Consider the following 16035-nt stretch of genomic DNA (forward strand, 5'->3'; position numbering starts at 1 on the left):
CGAAGCATGCCAGTTAAGGTGGAAGGTGCTCCAAGCCCGATAAAACAACGACTTAGGGGTTTCGCTGGGATTGCGAGTGTTTCGTGGCACAATGCCTGAAACGTTTCATGGAACGCATTTCGAAACAACCCATGGAACAGACCCTCCCTTGTTTCCCGAGGTCAGTGCCGTGCCCCTGCCCAGCCAGCCCCAAACCGCCAGCCGCCCGGGCATCGCGCTCGTGAGCATCAGCCGCCTGCGCAGTCTCTGCGAAGCCGTTGCGCCACGCTACGCCGAAGAGGCGCGCTTCTTCAACATACGCGAGGGCTACGGCGACGCCGTGACGGCGCTGCAACCCCATATCGAAGCGGGCGCGGTGGACGTCGTGCTCGCCGCCGGGTCCAACGGCGCCTACCTGCGCGACAACCTGAGCGTGCCCGTCGTCATGGTGAAGGTGAACGGCTTCGACGTGCTGTCCGGCATCACTCATGCGAACGCCACCTGGCCCGGCGCGCCCATCGGCCTGATCCTGCACGAAAGCGTCTCGCACGAACTCGCCGATATCGGCGCGTGGCTCAACCTGAGTCTCACGCAGCGCGCCTATCGCAGCGTCGACGAAGTGCGCGCCGCCGTCACGGCGCTCGCCGCCGTGGGCTGCCACGTGATCATCGGCCCCGGCATGGCCTGCGACCTGGCCCAGGCGGCCGGGCTCGAAAGCGTGTTCCTCTACTCGCTCGGCGCGGTGCACGAGGCGTTCGAGCGTTCCGTGGAGCTCGCGCGCGTGAGCCGCCAGAAAGAGTCGAAGCGCGTGCGCCTGAACACGATCGTCGCGCACCTGCGCGACGGCGTGGCGGCCTTCGACGAAGCGGGCCGGCTCGAAGCGGTCAATCCGGCCATGCTCGATCTGCTCGGCCTCGACCGCGCGCGCGACGTGAGCACGCAGCTTGCGCACTCGGTGGGTCCGCTGCTGCGCGAAGTGGCGGGCGGCGACGCGCCCGTTGACGAGCGCGTCGAGCAGATCGGCGGGCGTTCGCTCATCGTGAGCTGCGTGCCCATCGTCGAGCAGGGCGCGCGCTCGGGCGCGGTGGTGACGGCGCAGGACGCGCTGGTCGCGCAACGCATCGACCGCTCGTTGCGCACCACCCAGCGCCCGCGCCATCTGGTGGCGCGCTACGAACTCGACGACCTGGTGGGCGCGGCGCCCGCAATGGCTCGCCTGCGGCGCCTCGCCGCCATGAGCGCGGCGCACGACGCGACCGTGCTGCTCACGGGCGAAAGCGGCACCGGCAAGGAGCTCGTCGCACAGGGCATTCACAACGCGAGCCGGCGGCGTGGCAATCCGTTCGTCGCCTTCAACTGCGCGGCGCTGCCCGAAGGCTTGATCGAAAGTGAACTGTTCGGTCACGAGGAAGGCGCGTTCACGGGCGCGCGGCGCGGCGGCAAGCCGGGTCTCGTCGAAGTCGCGCACACGGGCACGATCTTTCTCGACGAAATCGGCGAAATGCCGCCCGCGCTGCAAAGCCGCCTGTTGCGCGTGCTCCAGGAGCGCGAGGTGACCAAGCTCGGCGCAAGCCGCGCCACGCCCGTGGACGTGCGCGTGATCGCGGCCACGCATCGCGACCTGCGCGCGATGGTGCAGGAAGGCGCGTTTCGCGCCGACCTGTATTTCCGCCTCAATCTGCTGCCGATCGCTTTGCCGCCGCTGCGCGAGCGCCGCGAGGACATCGCCGCGCTGGCGCGCCACCTGCTCGAACGCATGGCCGAGCGTTACGGCCTGCGCGCCGCCGCGATCGAGCGCGTGCTCACGCTGTTCGCACCGTATTTCGCGCGCTATGCGTGGCCGGGCAATGTGCGCGAACTGGAGAACCTGCTCGCGCGCGGGGCGATTTTCCTCGGCGACGAATCCCCCAACGCGCCGGACGATGATTCGTTCTACGATATTTTTCCGGAGTTCGCGCGGACAGAGGACGTGACCGAGGTCGCGCCGCAAGCAAGCGCCGCCGTGAGCGCAATGCAAACGCAACGCGAAAGCACGCCCGTCACGCGCGCGCAAGTCGAGCGCGCGCTCGCGGCGCACGGCGGCAATCGCGCGGCCGCCAGCCGCGCGCTCGGCATCGGGCGCACCACGCTCTGGCGTCTGCTCAAGGCCGGCTGATCCCCATGAGCAGGCTCGGGTAAGATGGAGACCACGCCTCCACCCTGCCGCGGAACCTGCCATCGTGAACTATTTCAATGTCCTGCTCGCGCTTTCCGGCGTTCTGTTCCTGAGCGTCGCCAGCCCCGGACCGAACTTCGTCATCGTCACGTCCACGGCAGTCGCTTCGCGCCGCGCGGGGCTCGCAACGGGCCTCGGGCTCGCCGCCGCTTCGGGCACCTGGGCGTGGATCGCCATCGCGGGCCTGAGCCTGATCGTCGCGCACGTCGCCTGGATCGGCACCGTGCTGCGCATCGCGGGCGCGGGCTATCTGATCTGGCTCGGCGCGAAAATGCTGCTCACGGCGCGCCAGCCTTTGAAGGTTTCGGCGCATGGCGCAACCTCGGGCTGGAGTGCCGCGAAAAAGGGCTATGTCGTGAGCATGACCAATCCCAAGGCGATCGCGTTCTACGGCAGTATCTTCGCGCTGATGGTGCCCGCCGGTGCGCCGCGCTGGCTCGAAATCGCGGTCGTGGTGATCGCGATCCTCATTTCGTGCGCGTGGTATTGCACGATGGCGCTGCTCGCCTCGCATCCCGCCGTGCGCCAGTTCCTCATCCGGCGCAAGGCCGCGCTCGACTCCGTGGTGGGCGTCGTGCTGATCGCGCTTGGCGGCCGGATGCTCGCGGGGCGCTGAGTTCGCCCGCCGCGAGCGCGCGCAGGCGGCTAGTGCCGCTTCTCCAGATGCACGCCGGCCAGCATGCAGCGCACCGACCCGCCGGCCATCTCGATGGTCGGCACCTTCAGCGGCAGCAATTGCGCCGAGCGTTCGATCACACTTCGCTGCTGCGCAGTCAGGCAATCGAACGCACGCTGCGACAACGCGAGCACGCGCCCATCACGCGCCGAAAGCTCGATGGCGTTGCCCGCGAAATCGCCGATCTGCTCCGGCTCCAGTCCGATGACAGTGCGCCCGCTGCGTTCCAGACGCTGATGAATCTCGGCGCGACGCGCAGCGTCGTTAATCATGTCGAGGCCGACCAGCGCGAACTCGGTCGCAACGCTCATCATGACGTTGGTGTGATAGATCGGCCGGCCATCCGCGCCAGTCGTGTCGAAACACTCGGGCTCGAACTCGAAGCGCCTGCAAAAGCGCGCGAGCGCCACGGGGTCGGCGCGGCGCGAGCGCGCCGTGTACGCCACGCGGGCCACATGGTCGAGCACCATCGCGCCCGTGCCCTCCAGGAATACTTCGTCATGCTCAAGACCTGAGAAGTCGATCACATCCTCGACGCAATACTCCGACTTGAGCATCTCGATCACATCCGTGCGCCGTTCGCGCCGCCGGTTGCCGCTATACATCGGATAGAGCGCGACATGCCCGCCCGCGTGCGTGGAAAACCAGTTGTTGGGGAACACCGAGTCGGGCGTGCCGTGCTCGCCGAAGTCGTCGAAGAGATGCACGCGCACGCCCGCGTCTTCGAGCGTTTGCGCGGCGCGGCTCACCTCCTCGCGCGCCGCCTCGGCGATGGCCCCGGCGCGCTCGCCGCTCGCGCCGGCCGTGCACTGGAACGCGTTGTCGGCGGCCGTTTCGGGGTTGGGATGAAAACGGTGCGGCCGGATCATCACGACGGCGCGAGGCGCCTGGATCGAATGGAAATTCATGGGGCGTAGCGAATGAGAAACCAAACCGGACGATACGATCAGGCCACCGAATCCACCGGCTCCCCCTGAGCGAGGGAACTCGCGCGGGCCGCCGGTTCACTGATCAACGCAAAGAGATTCTTGGGGTCTTCGGCGGGCGGAATCAGCGCAATCTCACTGCCCTCGCCGTGCTCCAGTTCGAGCGCATACAGATAGCGCAGCGCGGAATAATCCTCCAGCGCGAAGCCCACCGAATCGAATACCGTGACCTGCGCGGCGTTCTCGCGGCCCGCCGCCTCGCCTTGCAGCACGCGCCAGAACTCGGTCACCGGAAAGTCGGCGGGCATTTGCTGGATCTCGCCTTCAATGCGGCTCTGCGGCTCGTATTCGACGATCACGCGCGCCATGCGCAGCACGTCCGCGTGCAGTTCGGTCTTGCCGGGGCAATCGCCGCCCACCGCGTTCAGGTGCATGCCCGGCTCGATCATCTCCGGCGTGATGATCGTGGCGTACGCCTTGTCGGCCGTGACCGTCGTGACGATGTCGGCGCCGCGCACCGCCTGCGCGGTCGAGTCCGCGCGCACGACCTTCAGGCGCGGGAACGCTGCCAGATTGCGCACGAGCTTGTCGGTCGCCTTCGTGTCGATGTCGAACACGCGAATCTCCTCGATGCCCAGCAGCGCATGGAACGCCACGGCCTGAAATTCGCTTTGCGCGCCGTTGCCGATCAGCGCCATCGTGCGCGCATTCGCGCGCGCCAAATGCTTCGCGGCCAGTACCGAAGTCGCCGCCGTGCGCAGCGCCGTGGTGAGCGTGAGTTCCGCGAGCAGCAACGGATAGCCCGTGGCGACGTCGCCGAGCGCGCCGAACGCCATGACCGTGTGCAGCCCGCGCAGCGCGTTGACCGGGTGGCCGTTCACGTACTTGAAGGCGAATCGCTGCGCGTCCGCCACGGGCATGAGTTCGATCACGCCCTCGCGCGAATGGCACGCGACGCGCGGCGATTTGTCGAAATCGGCCCAGCGCCGGTAGTCGGATTCGAGCACGTCGACAAGTTCGCTCAGGAAGCGGCGCACACCCATTCGCGCAATCAGACGGCGGGTGGCGGGAACGTCGAGAAAGCGGGTCATGAAATGTCTCCTGATGGATGCGCGGCGTTACGCCACGTGATAAGGAGATTATTTCGGTGAAGCGCGCCAGCCAGAAGAGAGCAAAGCTGGCAAAACGCACAGCAAATGTGGCACTTTGCCCGCTTGTGCTGGCACGTTGACAACCCGGCGCGACGCTCGCTCAGGCCTTGTGCGTGGAGAGGAGGATGCTGGTCTCGCTGTTGCCGATGCCGTCGATCAGGCGAATCGCACCGAGCACGCGATCGAAATGTTCGAGCGAATCGGCCTGGAGCTCGGCGATCAGGTCCCAGCGCCCGTTCGTGCTGTAGATGGTCGAAACGTTCGGGTAGCCGCGCAGCGCCTTCACCACTTCGGCGGCCCGGTTGCCCTCCACCGCGATCGACATCAGCGCGCGGATGCGATGCTTCTCCGCCGCGGGCTTCACCTTGATCGTGTAGCCGACGATCACGCCGTTTTCCTCCAGCCGCGCAATGCGGTTCTGCACCGTTGCGCGCGCGACGCGCAGTTGCTTCGCGAGCGCGACGACCGAGGTGCGCGCGTTGTCGCGCAGGAGCGCGATGAGTTGGCGATCGACGTCGTCGAGGGTAATCATGTCGAATGTCCTGCGTGTTTTGCCAAAACGCTGGCTGAAACGCTTGCCGTAATGCTTGTCGAAACCCGCGACTATGCAGGCAATGCCCGGCACGCGCCATTCGTGTTAGTCAGAATGTGCAACCCGATGGGCATTTTGCCTGGATTATCGGCATTACGCCGGCTTTCTGGTCGATGCCCCGCGTCTAGCCTGTAGGGCTAGCTCCCGTTGCCCCGTTTGCGCGTGTCCTTGCGCGCCTCGCTCACGAGCCAGTCGCGAAACGCGGCGAGTCGCGGCAGGCTCGCGCACTCGGGCCGGTACACCACGTAGTACGCGAGCGCCGAAGTGAACGTCACGTCCGGAAAGAGGCGCACGAGACGGCCGGCCGCGAGATCGTCGCGCGCCAGCACGCTGCGCGCGAGCGCCACGCCGTGCCCGTCTATCGCGGCCTGAAGCACGGCGGCCGAGTTGTTGATTTTCATGCCGCGGCTGGCCGCCGCGCCGCGCGCGCCCACGCTCCCGAACCAGGCGTCCCACGACGCGAAGCCCGCGTGGCTATCGACCGAAAGATCGTGAATGAGCGTCGCGCGCGCCAGCTCGCGCGGCGTGCGCCATTTCCCCGCGCGGCGCATGGCGGGCGAGCATACCGGGTAGACCTCCTCGTCCATGAGCTTGAGCGCCGTGAGGCCCGGCCACGCGCCCGCGCCATAACGCACGCCGATATCGACGCCCTGCGCGACGAAGTCCATCAGCTTCAGGCTAGTGTCGAGCCGCACATCGGTGTCGGGCCACGCGGCCTGAAAGCCGTCGATGCGCGGCAGCAGCCATTTGGCGGCGAACGCGGGGCTGACCGTGACCGTGAGCACGCCGTTTGCCGCGCCTTCCTTGAGCCGTTCGAGACCGAGACTCAGGCGGTCGAAGCCCGCGCGAATATCGGGCAGCGCGCGCTCGGCCACTTCGGTGGCCACGAGCCGCGCCCGGCCGCCGGTGCCGCGCACGAACAGCGGCGTGCCGAGCCAGTCCTCCAGGCTGCGCACGAGCTGCCCGACGGCCGCGGGCGTGACGTTCAGTTCGGCCGCCGCCGCGGAAAAGCTTTGATGGCGGGCACTCGCCTCGAATGCGCGCATGGCGTTCAGATAGACCGGGGTCGTCATGATCCAAAGATTTTCTATCAACCGAAGACAGAATATCTGATTTGTGGACGTTGCGGCACACGCACAGAATAGGCATCAATCAAGGACGCGAATCCAACGCATTTTCCGCGCTCTTTGTCCCCTTTCAGCCTCTCCGAGGAGTCGTCATGAGCCAAAGTTTTTCTTTTGATTTTTCGTCCAGGGTCGCCATCATCACGGGCGGCGGTTCCGGCATCGGCAAGGAAGTCGCCGCGCGGCTCGTGAAGGCGGGCGCGCGCGTGGTGATCGGCGGGCGCGATGCGGCGAAGCTGCGCGAGGCGGCCGCCGAGATCGACGCCACGGGCGCGAACGTGCGCTTTCACGCGGGCGACATCGCCCTGCCCGCCACCGCGACCGCGCTGGTCGATCTGGCGACCGAGGCGTTCGGCGGCGTGGACATTCTCATCAACAACGCCGGCATTTTCCGGCCCAAGGCCTTCCTCGACGTGACCGAGGCCGAGTACGACGGCTTTCTCGACACGATCCTCAAGGGCAAGTTCTTCATGGCGCAGGCGGCCGCGAAGGCCATGCAGAAGCGCGGCGGCGGCGCGATCGTGCAGACGGGCTCGCTCTGGGCGCTCCAGGCCATCGGCGCGACGCCTTCCGCGGCCTATTCCGCAGCCAATGCCGGCGTGCACGCGCTCACGCGCAATCTCGCCATCGAACTCGCTTCGTCGAACATCCGTATCAATACGGTTGCGCCGGGCGTGGTGGAAACGCCGGTCTATCGCACCTTCATGACGGAGGACGAAGTCAAGGCGACGCTGCCGTCGTTCGACGCGTTCCACCCGCTGGGGCGCAACGGCCAGCCCGCCGATATCGCCGAAGCCATGCTGTTCCTCGCCTCGCCCCACGCCTCGTGGATCACCGGCACTGTGCTGCCCGTGGACGGCGGCGTGATGGCCGGGCGCCAAGCCTGAAACCTGCCTCACCTTTCGACCCCGCCACATACCGGAACCCGACCATGGTCTACCTGCAAATCACCCTGAAAATCGCCGCCGCCAACCGTGCCGCCGCCGCAGGCGTTTATCGCCAATACAAAGCGCCGTTCCTCGCAACGATCGCAGGCGCGAAGTCGAAGGAACTGCTCGTGCGTGACGAGGACGTGCAGGTGCTGCACGGCTTCGAAAGCGCCGCGCATGCGCAGTCCTATCTCGCCAGCGCGTTGTTCACGGCCGATGTCGTCGGCGCGCTCAAGCCGCTGCTGGAAGATGCGCCGAATGTGCGCATCTACGAAGCCGCCTGAAGCCGCTGCACGCCTAACCCAACCGGACACACGACGATGATGCAAGACTGGAACCTCTACCGCGACGCGCTGCTCGCGCGCGTGGGCGAATACGCGCAGATCACCCCGGACGTCATGCGCGGCCTGATGACGATCGACGGCGCAGCCGCGAAAACGGGCAAGCTCGAACCGAAGATGCATGAACTGATCGCCCTGGCGGTGGCCGTGACCACGCGCTGCGACGGCTGCATCGCCGTGCATGTGAAGAAGGCGGTCGAGCATGGCGCGACGGTGGAGGAAATCTCCGAAGCATTGGGCGTGGCGATCGCGCTCAATGCGGGCGCGGCGCTCACGTATTCGGCGCGCGTGCTCGACGCGCACGCCGCATTGCCGAAAGCCTGATCGCGCGACCTTTCCCCCACGAGCACGCCATCGATATCGTCAGGAATCCTGCATCATGAAAACCACGTATCGCGCCATGCAGGTCACGCGCCCCGGCGTGCTCGAACTGGTGGAACGTCCCGTGCCCGCGCCCGGCCCCGGCGAAGTGCTGATCGAGGTCGAAGCATGCGGCGTATGCGGTGCGGACGCCGCCGATATCGAACAGGCGGACCCCACGCTCGCCTCGCCGCGCGTGCCGGGCCATGAGGTGGTGGGCCGCATCGCGGCAATGGGCGCGGCAACGGGCTCAGATACGCCGCCCCTGTGGCGCGTGGGGCAGCGCGTGGGCGTAGGACGCCTGGGCGGCCACTGCAACGCTTGCGACGCGTGCCGTCGCGGTCAGTTTCAACTCTGCCGCCAGCAGCCATTCGTGGGTGCGACCTGCGACGGCGGCTACGCGGAAATGATGCTGGCGCGCAGCACCGGGCTCGTGGCGATCCCCGCCGAACTAAACGCCGAAGAGGCCGCGCCGATCCTGTGCGCCGGCATCGCCACATTCAACGCGCTCAGGAAATGCGGCGCCGACGCGGGCGATGTCGTCGCCGTGTTCGGGATCGGCGGACTGGGGCATATGGCGCTCCAGTACGCGCGCCGCATGGGCTTCGAAGTCGTCGCCATTGGCCGGGGCGACGATATCGCCGCCGACGCGCTCGCGCTCGGGGCACATCACTATCTCGACACGGCCCGCGACGACGCAGCGGCGCGCCTCACGCAGATGGGTGGCGCACAGGCGATCGTCGCCACCGCGGGCGACGCGGCGAGCGTCGGCGCGCTCATGCGCGGACTCGCGCCGCAAGGACGCATGGTGCTGCTGGGCGCGGGAAAAGATCCGTTGGCGGTGGCCGCCGGGCCGCTCGTCGTGAGCGAGCAAAGCGTAGTGGGCTCGCTCACCGGCTCGCCCTGGGAGAACGAAAAGACGCTGCGCTTTAGCGTGCTGAGCGGCGCGCGCCCGATGATCGAAACGCTGCCGTTCGAGCGCGCCAACGAAGCCTGGCGGAAGATGAAATCCGGCGAGGCGAGGTTCCGCATGGTGCTCACGATGACGCACCCGGCCGCCGACGCGTGATCGAAGCGGGCGAAGGCTTTCTTTTTACCGGCTCACTGCCGCGTCCCGCTGGCCGGTCCCGGCTGCGCGGTTTGCGGCGACGGCGACGCCACGCCGTTCAATATCTGCCCGCTCGTGCTGCTCTGGGTCTGCGGGTGCTCGCCTTCGTTCACGCGCTTGCACGCCGCAGCGCCCTGCGTGAGCACGAGCGCGCCGAGCACCCACAGCGCGTAGCGCCGTGCGGCTCGCTGTGCACCTCGCGGTGCATCTCGTTTCGCAGTGCTCTTCATCTGATCCCTCCCTCGTGTGCGCCGATTGCAATTGCGCACGCGCTGCTTGTAATTATTTAACCCCACCTCCAATGAGGCTTAATGGCACGATGGTCGCAGCCTCTATTCGTCCTACTCGTGGTAAGCGGCCATCACGATCCACATGTCGCGTTCGCCATTGCTCACTTCGGCGGCCAGCGCATAGGCGTCCTGCGGGCTGCATGCGTTTTGCAGCGCCTTGCGTGCCTGTTCGGTGTTGTCGTAGTTGCGCCGCTTAAGCGGGCGCACCTCCTCGCGGCCCTCGAACATCTTCTGGTCCTTTCGGTAGATCAGGACCTCCTTTTTCCATTCGCGGAAGCATTCACAGACGTGCTGGAAATCGCCCCCGCACACGTTCACCTCGAAGCGTGGAGTTGATGTCATGATCGATTCCCTCCTTGCCGGTTGCGCACTCGCACGGGGCACCTTCTTCGAACCTTGTACGTGCACGCCTGAGTAGACGCATCAGGCGTGCCGGGTCCATCAGGCCACCGGACAGCGCAGCAGCGGCACCGCGTTTGCGCAGCGAAGGGAAATCGTCAGGAGTGAAGCGCATGAGCACGAGAGGGCACCCTTCCACACGGCGCAAAGGCGGCCGCCCGGCGCGGCAACGTCACGCGTATGCGAGCGCCGCCAAAGCTCACACGAAAGCTCGGCACGCAAAACGTGGCGCGACGACCCGCTGGTCGCAGCGCGTGACGCAAACGAGCGACGCCATGGACATCGAAGCGGGCGTGTTCAGGAGCTACAGCGCCGAGGCGATTGCGCAGTCGCTCAAAGCGTCGGCACTGCGCAGCCGCCGCCGCAAGGGCACGCCGTTTCAGTCGGCCATGTCGATGCTGAACTTCTATATCAATCGCGCAGGCAAAAACCTGCCGAGGTCGCGCCGCGACACGCTCGTGAAGGCAAAAGGGAAACTGCGCGAAGCGTTCGGGCGCAAGCCCTGAACACGCGCGTCAAGCTTTCTTGACGTACGCGTTGCACCAGCCCTTGGCGTCGACCAGCTTGCCGCCGTAGGTCGCGCACGGACCGTTGGGCGCACCGGGCTTGCCCTGAAAAAGCTGGCAGTTGGCACAGGTTTGACCGGCCTGGAAGCGCGGAAATTTCGCCTTGTCGACTTTGTTGGCGTCGGTCTTGTAGCCGAGCGCCATGGCGGTGGGATCGCTTTCCGAGAGAACCGGCGCATCGGCGTGCGCTTCGGAGGAAAGCGCGGCTGAGGAGGCAACGGAAGCGGCGAGGATCATGAAACGACGACGGGAAAGCGGCATGATGGGGGCTCCTGAGCAGGGGATGTACCCGGCTCTTGTCGTTATCGGTTTTGCCGTACGCGCTTCATTTATATCATCTCGTGAGGCGTTGTAAATGCGTGGATGCGCGAAGCCTCGCCCATCATTTCGAAATGCTTATTAATTACAAAACGAGAAAAGCGGCGCTCCACGAGCGCCGCCAGGCTCACCACGCCACGCAAACCTTGCCGAAGTGCGCACCGGCTTGCTGATGGCGGAAGGCATCTGCAAGCTCGTCGAAGGCGAACGTGCGGTCGAGCACGGGACGAATGCCCGCATGATCGAGCGCGGCGACATAGTCCTGCTGCTGACGCCGGCTGCCGACGATCAGGCCTTGCAGGCGCGCCTGTTTCGCCATGAGCACCGAAGTCGGCACGGTGCCCTCGCGCCCGGTGAGCACGCCGATCAGCGCGATGTGGCCGCCCACGCGCACCGCGTCGATCGACTGCGCGAGCGTGCCCGGCCCGCCCACTTCGATCACGTGATCCACGCCCTTGCCGCCCGTGATGTCGCGCACGAGCGCGCCCCACTGCTCGTGCTGCCGGTAGTTGACGACATGATCGGCGCCCAGCGCCTTCGCCCGCGCGAGCTTCTCATCGGATGACGACGTGACGATGACCGACGCGCCCATCATCCGTGCGATCTGCACGGCCGCGATCGATACGCCGCCCGTGCCGAGCGTGAGCACCGTGTCGCCGGCCTTAAGCCCGCCGTCCGCCACCAGCGCGCGCCACGCGGTCAGGCCCGCGGTGGTGATGGTGGCCGCTTCCGCATGCGTCCAGCCGCGCGGCGCAAGCGTGAAGGCGCTCGCGGGCCGCACCGCGTGCAAGGTCGCGTAACCGTCCGCGCCATCACCGGGCGTTTGCGCGAAGTTGCCCACGGCCTGCCACGGCAGGCCGTCCGGCCATTGCGGAAAGAAGCAGGACACCACGTGATCGCCGCGCTTGAACTCGGTCACGCCCGCGCCGACCGCCGACACCACGCCCGCACCGTCGGACATCAGCACGCGAGCGTCAGCCGTGGGGATCGCGCCGTTGGCGACCAGCAGATCGTGAAAATTGAGCGACGTGGCATGCAGCTCGACGCGGATCTCGCCCGCGCCGGGCGCACCGGGCTCGGCGATGTCGAGAATCTCGATGCGGTCGAGCCCGCCCGGCGCACGCACCACGGCGGCCTTCATTGCCGTGCTCCCTGGGCCTGGCGCGCGGCGTCGACGAGCCCGTCTAGCCAGTCCTGGTGCCCGTTGATCATCGGGTTGGGGCGCGTTTTCGCGAGTTGCCGGGCGGGCTGGCCCTTCTGCGATTCCTGCGTGAGCACGCGCACGCGGCCGCCGGAAAGGTCTTCGATGAGCCACGCATGAATCACGTCGAGGCGCGTTTCGGCGTCGCCTTCGGCCCAGCCGTGCCACGCCACGCGCGCGGGCTGTCCGGCGGCGGGCGGCACATACTCGGTCACCTCCGATTCGACGGGAAAGCCGAAGGTCTTGAATTGAAAGCGCGCACCGGCGCTGAGTTCGGGCCCTTTGCCGTCGTGAAAGCGCACATCGGATGCGTTGTCGTAGTAGCTCGGCCACGCCGTCGCCTTGTTCAGGAGCGGCCAGATGTCGGCGGTGCTCAGGCCCGCGACGATGACTTCGTTGGAGCAGAAGTTGTCGGTCGTGCCGGGCAGATAGTCTTCGGGCCAGAAAATCTCGTTCATGTTCGTTACCTTTCGATGCGGTCGGATTGGGTGGACACGAGAAATCATGCGCGCCAGGCTGAAATAACGCCAATCGAGGTTTATTATTTCAGCCATAAACCTTGGTGATATCAGAATGCTCGATCTGAACCTCTTGAGGGCGCTGGACGCCCTGCTCGACGAGCGCAACGTCACGCGCGCGGCGCAGCGCCTCTCGCTCACGCAGCCCGCCGTGAGCGCGATGCTCACGCGCCTGCGGGAGAGTTTCGACGATCCGCTGTTCGTGCGCTCGCAACGTGGCATCGTGCCGACCGAGCGCGCGCTGCAACTGGCCGCGCCGCTCAAGCAGGTGTTGAGCGACATCGAGCAGATGCTGCAAGCGCCGGCCTTCGAGCCGCGCGAGGCCGAGCTGACGCTCACCATCGCCTCGACCGACTACGCGCTGCGCGCCGTGGTCGTGCCCTTTCTCGCGCGGCTGCGCCAGGAGGCGCCCGGCATCCGCGCGGTGATCGTGCCGGTGCAGCACGAGCGCCTGCAAGCGCAACTCGAAAGCGGCGACGTGGATATGGCCCTGATCACACCGGAGACGACGCCCGCCGACCTGCACGCGCGGCGCCTGTTCGACGAGCGCTATGTTTGCGTGATGCGCGCGGACCACCCCGCCGCCGCCCGGCGGCTCACGCTGGAGCGCTTTTGCGCGCTCGATCATGCGCTGGTGTCGTATGCGGGCGGCAGCCTGAGCGGCGTGACGGACGAAGCGCTGGCGCGCATCGGGCGAGCGCGGCGCGTGACGGTTTCGGTGAACAGCTTTCTCGTGCTGCCCGACATCCTGCTCACGAGCGACCTGATCGCCGTGGTGCCGTCGCGGCTCGCGCAGGGCGTGCAGGGGCTGGCAGTCGTCGAGCCGCCGCTGGAGGTGCCGGGGTTCACCAAGACGCTCGCGTGGCACGAGCGCTCGCATCGCGCGCCGGGGCAGCGCTGGGTGCGCGCGTTGTTGTTCGGGACGTGCGAGGGGTTGGGGGCAGAGGCGGAAGTGTGACGATGGGCGGCCGTGGCGCGCGGCCCCACGCCTACTCGAAAGGATTCAGAAGCCGCACGCCCGTACCGGAGAAGTCGTCCACATTGCGCGTGACGACGGTCAGATCGTGGATCAGGGCCGTGGCCGCAATGAGCTTGTCCAACGCATGCTCGGGATGGGGCACGCGAAGACGCCCCCACACCTGGCTGACCTCCTCGTCGACGGGCAGCACGCAATGTCCGTACTCGCGCAGAATCGCGCCCAGCCAGGTTTCGAGGATCGCGGCCTGCTCCGTGTCCCCCCTGTGCCGGATCAACTCGACGCCGCGCCGGAGCTCCGCAATCGTGACAACGGAAAGATAGAGTTCGCTGTCGTTGCGCGCGATTTCGCGGAAAAACGACCGCACGCCTTTGTTGGCGCGCTCGCGTTTGCGGACCTCGCTGATGACGTTCGTATCAACCAAATACACGCGGAGCGTCTCCGTCGTCGATCCGGTCGAAATCCGAGTCCTCGCCAACCTCGGGCATGCTCTGTAGCACCTCCACGAAGCTCTTGCGCTTCGGCGTACGCAACGCCTTTGCCAGAATGTCCCGATGCTCCGCCTCCGCGCTGCGGCCATGCGCGGCAGCACGTTCACGAAGACTTTGCACGAGACTTTCGTCGACGTTGCGGACCAGTAAATTTGCCATCGCCAGGCTCCTCAAATACCTGCTATCAATGATAGCATCGAGGACCGGAAGTGCAAGCATTGCTATCACGAGTTGCGTGTGCAGTGCCGCTGGGATTGCGCCTCATCAACTTCCCCCAACGCCACCGGCGACTGCGCCACGGCAACGCGCGAAAAAGCGATCAGCAGGACGGACTGCCGTTGGCCGTGCAGAATGCCGCGGGCGCGCCCGCGATGAGCGGAATGGGCGAAACCGGTATGGGCGGCGGCGGGGGAATCGTCACCGCGCCGCACCAGGACGTGGGGCTGCGCCCCGCGTTCGGCAGGCAGGGCGCCATGCGCTCGTGGAGTTCCTCGGCGGCGCGCTCGTTGCGCTCGCGCGTGTCGAGCGCCGGGCGCAGTTGCCCGTCGAGCCACAAGGCGAAAGCCATCACGCAGCCTGTCGCGACCGCCAGCAAAATGAGTTCCGCCTTATGGCTTCTCAACCGGCGCAGCTTCGCAAGCCCGCTCGCGGCATGCACGCCCGCCGCGTCCGCCTGCACAGGCACACGCCCTGCGAGAGCCGCTTCTACCCCTGTGGCGGCCCGGACTGCCGCCCCTTCGATGATTCTCGTTGCCACGTTCCCTTCGTCTTGCTCGTGTGATTGCGCTTGCGCCCGCTTCGAGGCATACGGGTTAACGGCAAGGCCGGGCAATACGAAAGGGGTGGGAACCAAATTTTTTCGCCACGGCGGTCGGCCGTAGGCGTGGTCTCGGCACCCCGGCTCAGCCGCGCGCGCCGCTTCGCTGGGCGAAGGCGAACACCGTCTGCCGGAAGCGTTCCACCGCCGGGCTCTGCGCGGCGGGCTTCGTCACGAGGTGCAGCGGCGCGCGAAACGCGTCGTCGCCGGCCACGCGGCAGTAGCGCACGCTCTCCTGCTGGTAGCGCCGCATGGAAGCGGGCACGAGCGTCACGCCGCCGCCCGCCGCCACGAGATTGATCGCCGTGACCATGCGCGGCACCTCGTCGACCACGCGCAGCTGGACGCCCTGCGCCTCGCACGCGCGCACGAAATCGGCGTACATGCCGGGCGCCCCGGGCCGCCGCACGAAAATGAACGGTTCGCCCGCGAGACGCTTGAGCGACACTGCACGCGCGCCCGCCAGCCGGTGGCCGACCGGCAGCACGAGCAGCATGTGCTCCTGCGCGATCAGTTCGAAGCGCAGCTCCGCGGGCATGTCGATCGGCTTGCGCAGGATCGCGACATCGACACTCCCGTTCAGCATCATCTCGATGATCTCGGCCGCGTTGATCTCGCTGAGCTCGATCGCGATGTCGGGATACCCGTCACGAAACGCGCGGATCACGGCGGGCGCGAGCGGATGAAACGCGGCCGAACTCGTGAGCGCCACATGGAGCGTGCCCACCTGCCCGAGCGCCACGCGCCGCGCGTGCGTCACACCCTGCTCCAGCGTGCGCAGAAGGTTGCGCGCGCAAGCAGCGAAGGCCTCGCCGGGCGCGGTGAGTTCCACGCCGCGCGGCTGGCGCGTAAAGAGCGCGAAGCCGAGTTCCTGTTCGAGTTCCTGGATCTGCTGCGAAAGCGGCGGCTGCTGCATATGCAAGCGCGCGGCCGCGCGGGTGAACTGACGCTCCTCGCACACCGCGAGAAAGTAGCGCAGGTGACGCAGCTCCATACGAAAGCTCCGGTATAGGTTATGGATATGGCAACCCCATCCGATATGTATTTTACATTTGCCG

Annotated in this window: 21 protein-coding genes; 8 read left to right on the forward strand and 13 right to left on the reverse strand. The window is 66.8% G+C overall.

Annotated features, from left to right (window positions below):
• Nucleotides 1–169: 169 nt before the first annotated feature.
• Nucleotides 170–2134: a propionate catabolism operon regulatory protein PrpR gene (gene prpR, locus C7402_RS43470; protein ID WP_244315089.1), complete on the forward strand. Its 1965-nt coding sequence runs from the start codon at nt 170–172 to the stop codon at nt 2132–2134.
• Between the two features lie 64 nt (nt 2135–2198).
• A complete protein-coding gene (locus C7402_RS43475; protein WP_372460509.1) occupies nt 2199–2810 on the forward strand; it encodes a LysE family translocator in 612 nt (203 codons plus the stop codon).
• 29 nt (nt 2811–2839) lie between these two features.
• Here C7402_RS43475 and ctlX read toward each other — a convergent pair whose 3' ends face one another.
• The 4 genes from ctlX to gcvA all read right to left on the reverse strand — a co-directional run bounded on the left by ctlX (nt 2840) and on the right by gcvA (nt 6612).
• Complete coding sequence (gene ctlX / locus C7402_RS43480) at nt 2840–3778, reverse strand: citrulline utilization hydrolase CtlX (protein ID WP_116614918.1); 939 nt, start codon at nt 3776–3778, stop codon at nt 2840–2842.
• Between the two features lie 38 nt (nt 3779–3816).
• On the reverse strand, nt 3817–4887 hold the full coding sequence (locus C7402_RS43485; RefSeq protein ID WP_116614919.1) for an ornithine cyclodeaminase: 1071 nt from the start codon (nt 4885–4887) through the stop codon (nt 3817–3819).
• Between the two features lie 160 nt (nt 4888–5047).
• Complete coding sequence (locus C7402_RS43490) at nt 5048–5479, reverse strand: Lrp/AsnC family transcriptional regulator (RefSeq protein ID WP_112174488.1); 432 nt, start codon at nt 5477–5479, stop codon at nt 5048–5050.
• 197 nt (nt 5480–5676) lie between these two features.
• Nucleotides 5677–6612, reverse strand: a complete 936-nt coding sequence (gene gcvA / locus C7402_RS43495; RefSeq protein ID WP_116614920.1) for a transcriptional regulator GcvA — start codon at nt 6610–6612, stop codon at nt 5677–5679.
• A gap of 146 nt (nt 6613–6758) precedes the next feature.
• Here gcvA and C7402_RS43500 point away from each other — a divergent pair, with 146 nt between their 5' ends.
• Genes C7402_RS43500 through C7402_RS43515 form a run of 4 tightly spaced genes read left to right on the forward strand, consistent with a single transcriptional unit; the run spans nt 6759 to nt 9362 of the window.
• Complete coding sequence (locus C7402_RS43500; RefSeq protein ID WP_116614921.1) at nt 6759–7550, forward strand: SDR family NAD(P)-dependent oxidoreductase; 792 nt, start codon at nt 6759–6761, stop codon at nt 7548–7550.
• A 44-nt stretch (nt 7551–7594) separates the two neighbouring features.
• Nucleotides 7595–7876, forward strand: coding sequence for a hypothetical protein (locus C7402_RS43505; RefSeq protein ID WP_112174491.1), 282 nt, complete (start codon nt 7595–7597; stop codon nt 7874–7876).
• A 36-nt stretch (nt 7877–7912) separates the two neighbouring features.
• Nucleotides 7913–8257, forward strand: a complete 345-nt coding sequence (locus C7402_RS43510) for a carboxymuconolactone decarboxylase family protein (RefSeq protein ID WP_112174492.1) — start codon at nt 7913–7915, stop codon at nt 8255–8257.
• Between the two features lie 55 nt (nt 8258–8312).
• On the forward strand, nt 8313–9362 hold the full coding sequence (locus C7402_RS43515; protein WP_116614922.1) for an alcohol dehydrogenase: 1050 nt from the start codon (nt 8313–8315) through the stop codon (nt 9360–9362).
• 32 nt (nt 9363–9394) lie between these two features.
• On the opposite strand, the gene C7402_RS46640 is transcribed toward C7402_RS43515, so the two are convergent.
• On the reverse strand, nt 9395–9631 hold the full coding sequence (locus tag C7402_RS46640; RefSeq protein ID WP_133254657.1) for a hypothetical protein: 237 nt from the start codon (nt 9629–9631) through the stop codon (nt 9395–9397).
• Nucleotides 9632–9742: 111 nt separating this feature from the next.
• Nucleotides 9743–10033 (reverse strand): hypothetical protein, encoded by a 291-nt coding sequence (locus C7402_RS43520; protein WP_112174494.1) that lies wholly within the window; start codon nt 10031–10033, stop codon nt 9743–9745.
• 170 nt (nt 10034–10203) lie between these two features.
• Between C7402_RS43520 and C7402_RS43525 the strand changes: the two genes are divergently transcribed.
• Entirely contained in the window at nt 10204–10596 is a 393-nt protein-coding gene (locus C7402_RS43525) for a DUF3175 domain-containing protein (RefSeq protein WP_112174495.1), read from the forward strand.
• Between the two features lie 9 nt (nt 10597–10605).
• Here C7402_RS43525 and C7402_RS43530 read toward each other — a convergent pair whose 3' ends face one another.
• The 3 genes from C7402_RS43530 to C7402_RS43540 form a co-directional block, all read right to left on the reverse strand.
• Complete coding sequence (locus C7402_RS43530; RefSeq protein ID WP_116614923.1) at nt 10606–10917, reverse strand: high-potential iron-sulfur protein; 312 nt, start codon at nt 10915–10917, stop codon at nt 10606–10608.
• Nucleotides 10918–11101: 184 nt separating this feature from the next.
• Nucleotides 11102–12115 (reverse strand): zinc-dependent alcohol dehydrogenase family protein, encoded by a 1014-nt coding sequence (locus C7402_RS43535; RefSeq protein WP_116614924.1) that lies wholly within the window; start codon nt 12113–12115, stop codon nt 11102–11104.
• Nucleotides 12112–12633: an SRPBCC family protein gene (locus tag C7402_RS43540; protein ID WP_116614925.1), complete on the reverse strand. Its 522-nt coding sequence runs from the start codon at nt 12631–12633 to the stop codon at nt 12112–12114. The genes C7402_RS43535 and C7402_RS43540 overlap by 4 nt, the downstream gene beginning before the upstream one ends.
• 115 nt (nt 12634–12748) lie before the next feature.
• On the opposite strand from C7402_RS43540, the gene C7402_RS43545 reads away from it, so the two are divergent.
• Nucleotides 12749–13651 carry a LysR family transcriptional regulator gene (locus tag C7402_RS43545; RefSeq protein ID WP_116614926.1) on the forward strand — a complete coding sequence of 301 codons (903 nt, stop codon included), beginning with the start codon at nt 12749–12751 and terminating at the stop codon, nt 13649–13651.
• A 31-nt stretch (nt 13652–13682) separates the two neighbouring features.
• On the opposite strand, the gene C7402_RS43550 is transcribed toward C7402_RS43545, so the two are convergent.
• The 4 genes from C7402_RS43550 to C7402_RS43565 form a co-directional block, all read right to left on the reverse strand.
• The gene (locus C7402_RS43550; protein ID WP_116614927.1) at nt 13683–14099 is read right to left on the reverse strand and encodes a type II toxin-antitoxin system VapC family toxin; all 417 of its coding nucleotides are present in this window, start codon (nt 14097–14099) and stop codon (nt 13683–13685) included.
• Nucleotides 14086–14319 carry a FitA-like ribbon-helix-helix domain-containing protein gene (locus C7402_RS43555; protein WP_112174539.1) on the reverse strand — a complete coding sequence of 78 codons (234 nt, stop codon included), beginning with the start codon at nt 14317–14319 and terminating at the stop codon, nt 14086–14088. The genes C7402_RS43550 and C7402_RS43555 overlap by 14 nt, the downstream gene beginning before the upstream one ends.
• Before the next feature lie 160 nt (nt 14320–14479).
• Nucleotides 14480–14917 (reverse strand): hypothetical protein, encoded by a 438-nt coding sequence (locus tag C7402_RS43560; RefSeq protein WP_133254658.1) that lies wholly within the window; start codon nt 14915–14917, stop codon nt 14480–14482.
• A 145-nt stretch (nt 14918–15062) separates the two neighbouring features.
• Nucleotides 15063–15971 (reverse strand): LysR family transcriptional regulator, encoded by a 909-nt coding sequence (locus C7402_RS43565; RefSeq protein ID WP_116614929.1) that lies wholly within the window; start codon nt 15969–15971, stop codon nt 15063–15065.
• Nucleotides 15972–16035: the final 64 nt, after the last annotated feature.

The organism is Paraburkholderia unamae, from assembly GCF_003096875.1.
Taxonomy (GTDB): Bacteria; Pseudomonadota; Gammaproteobacteria; order Burkholderiales; family Burkholderiaceae; genus Paraburkholderia; species Paraburkholderia unamae.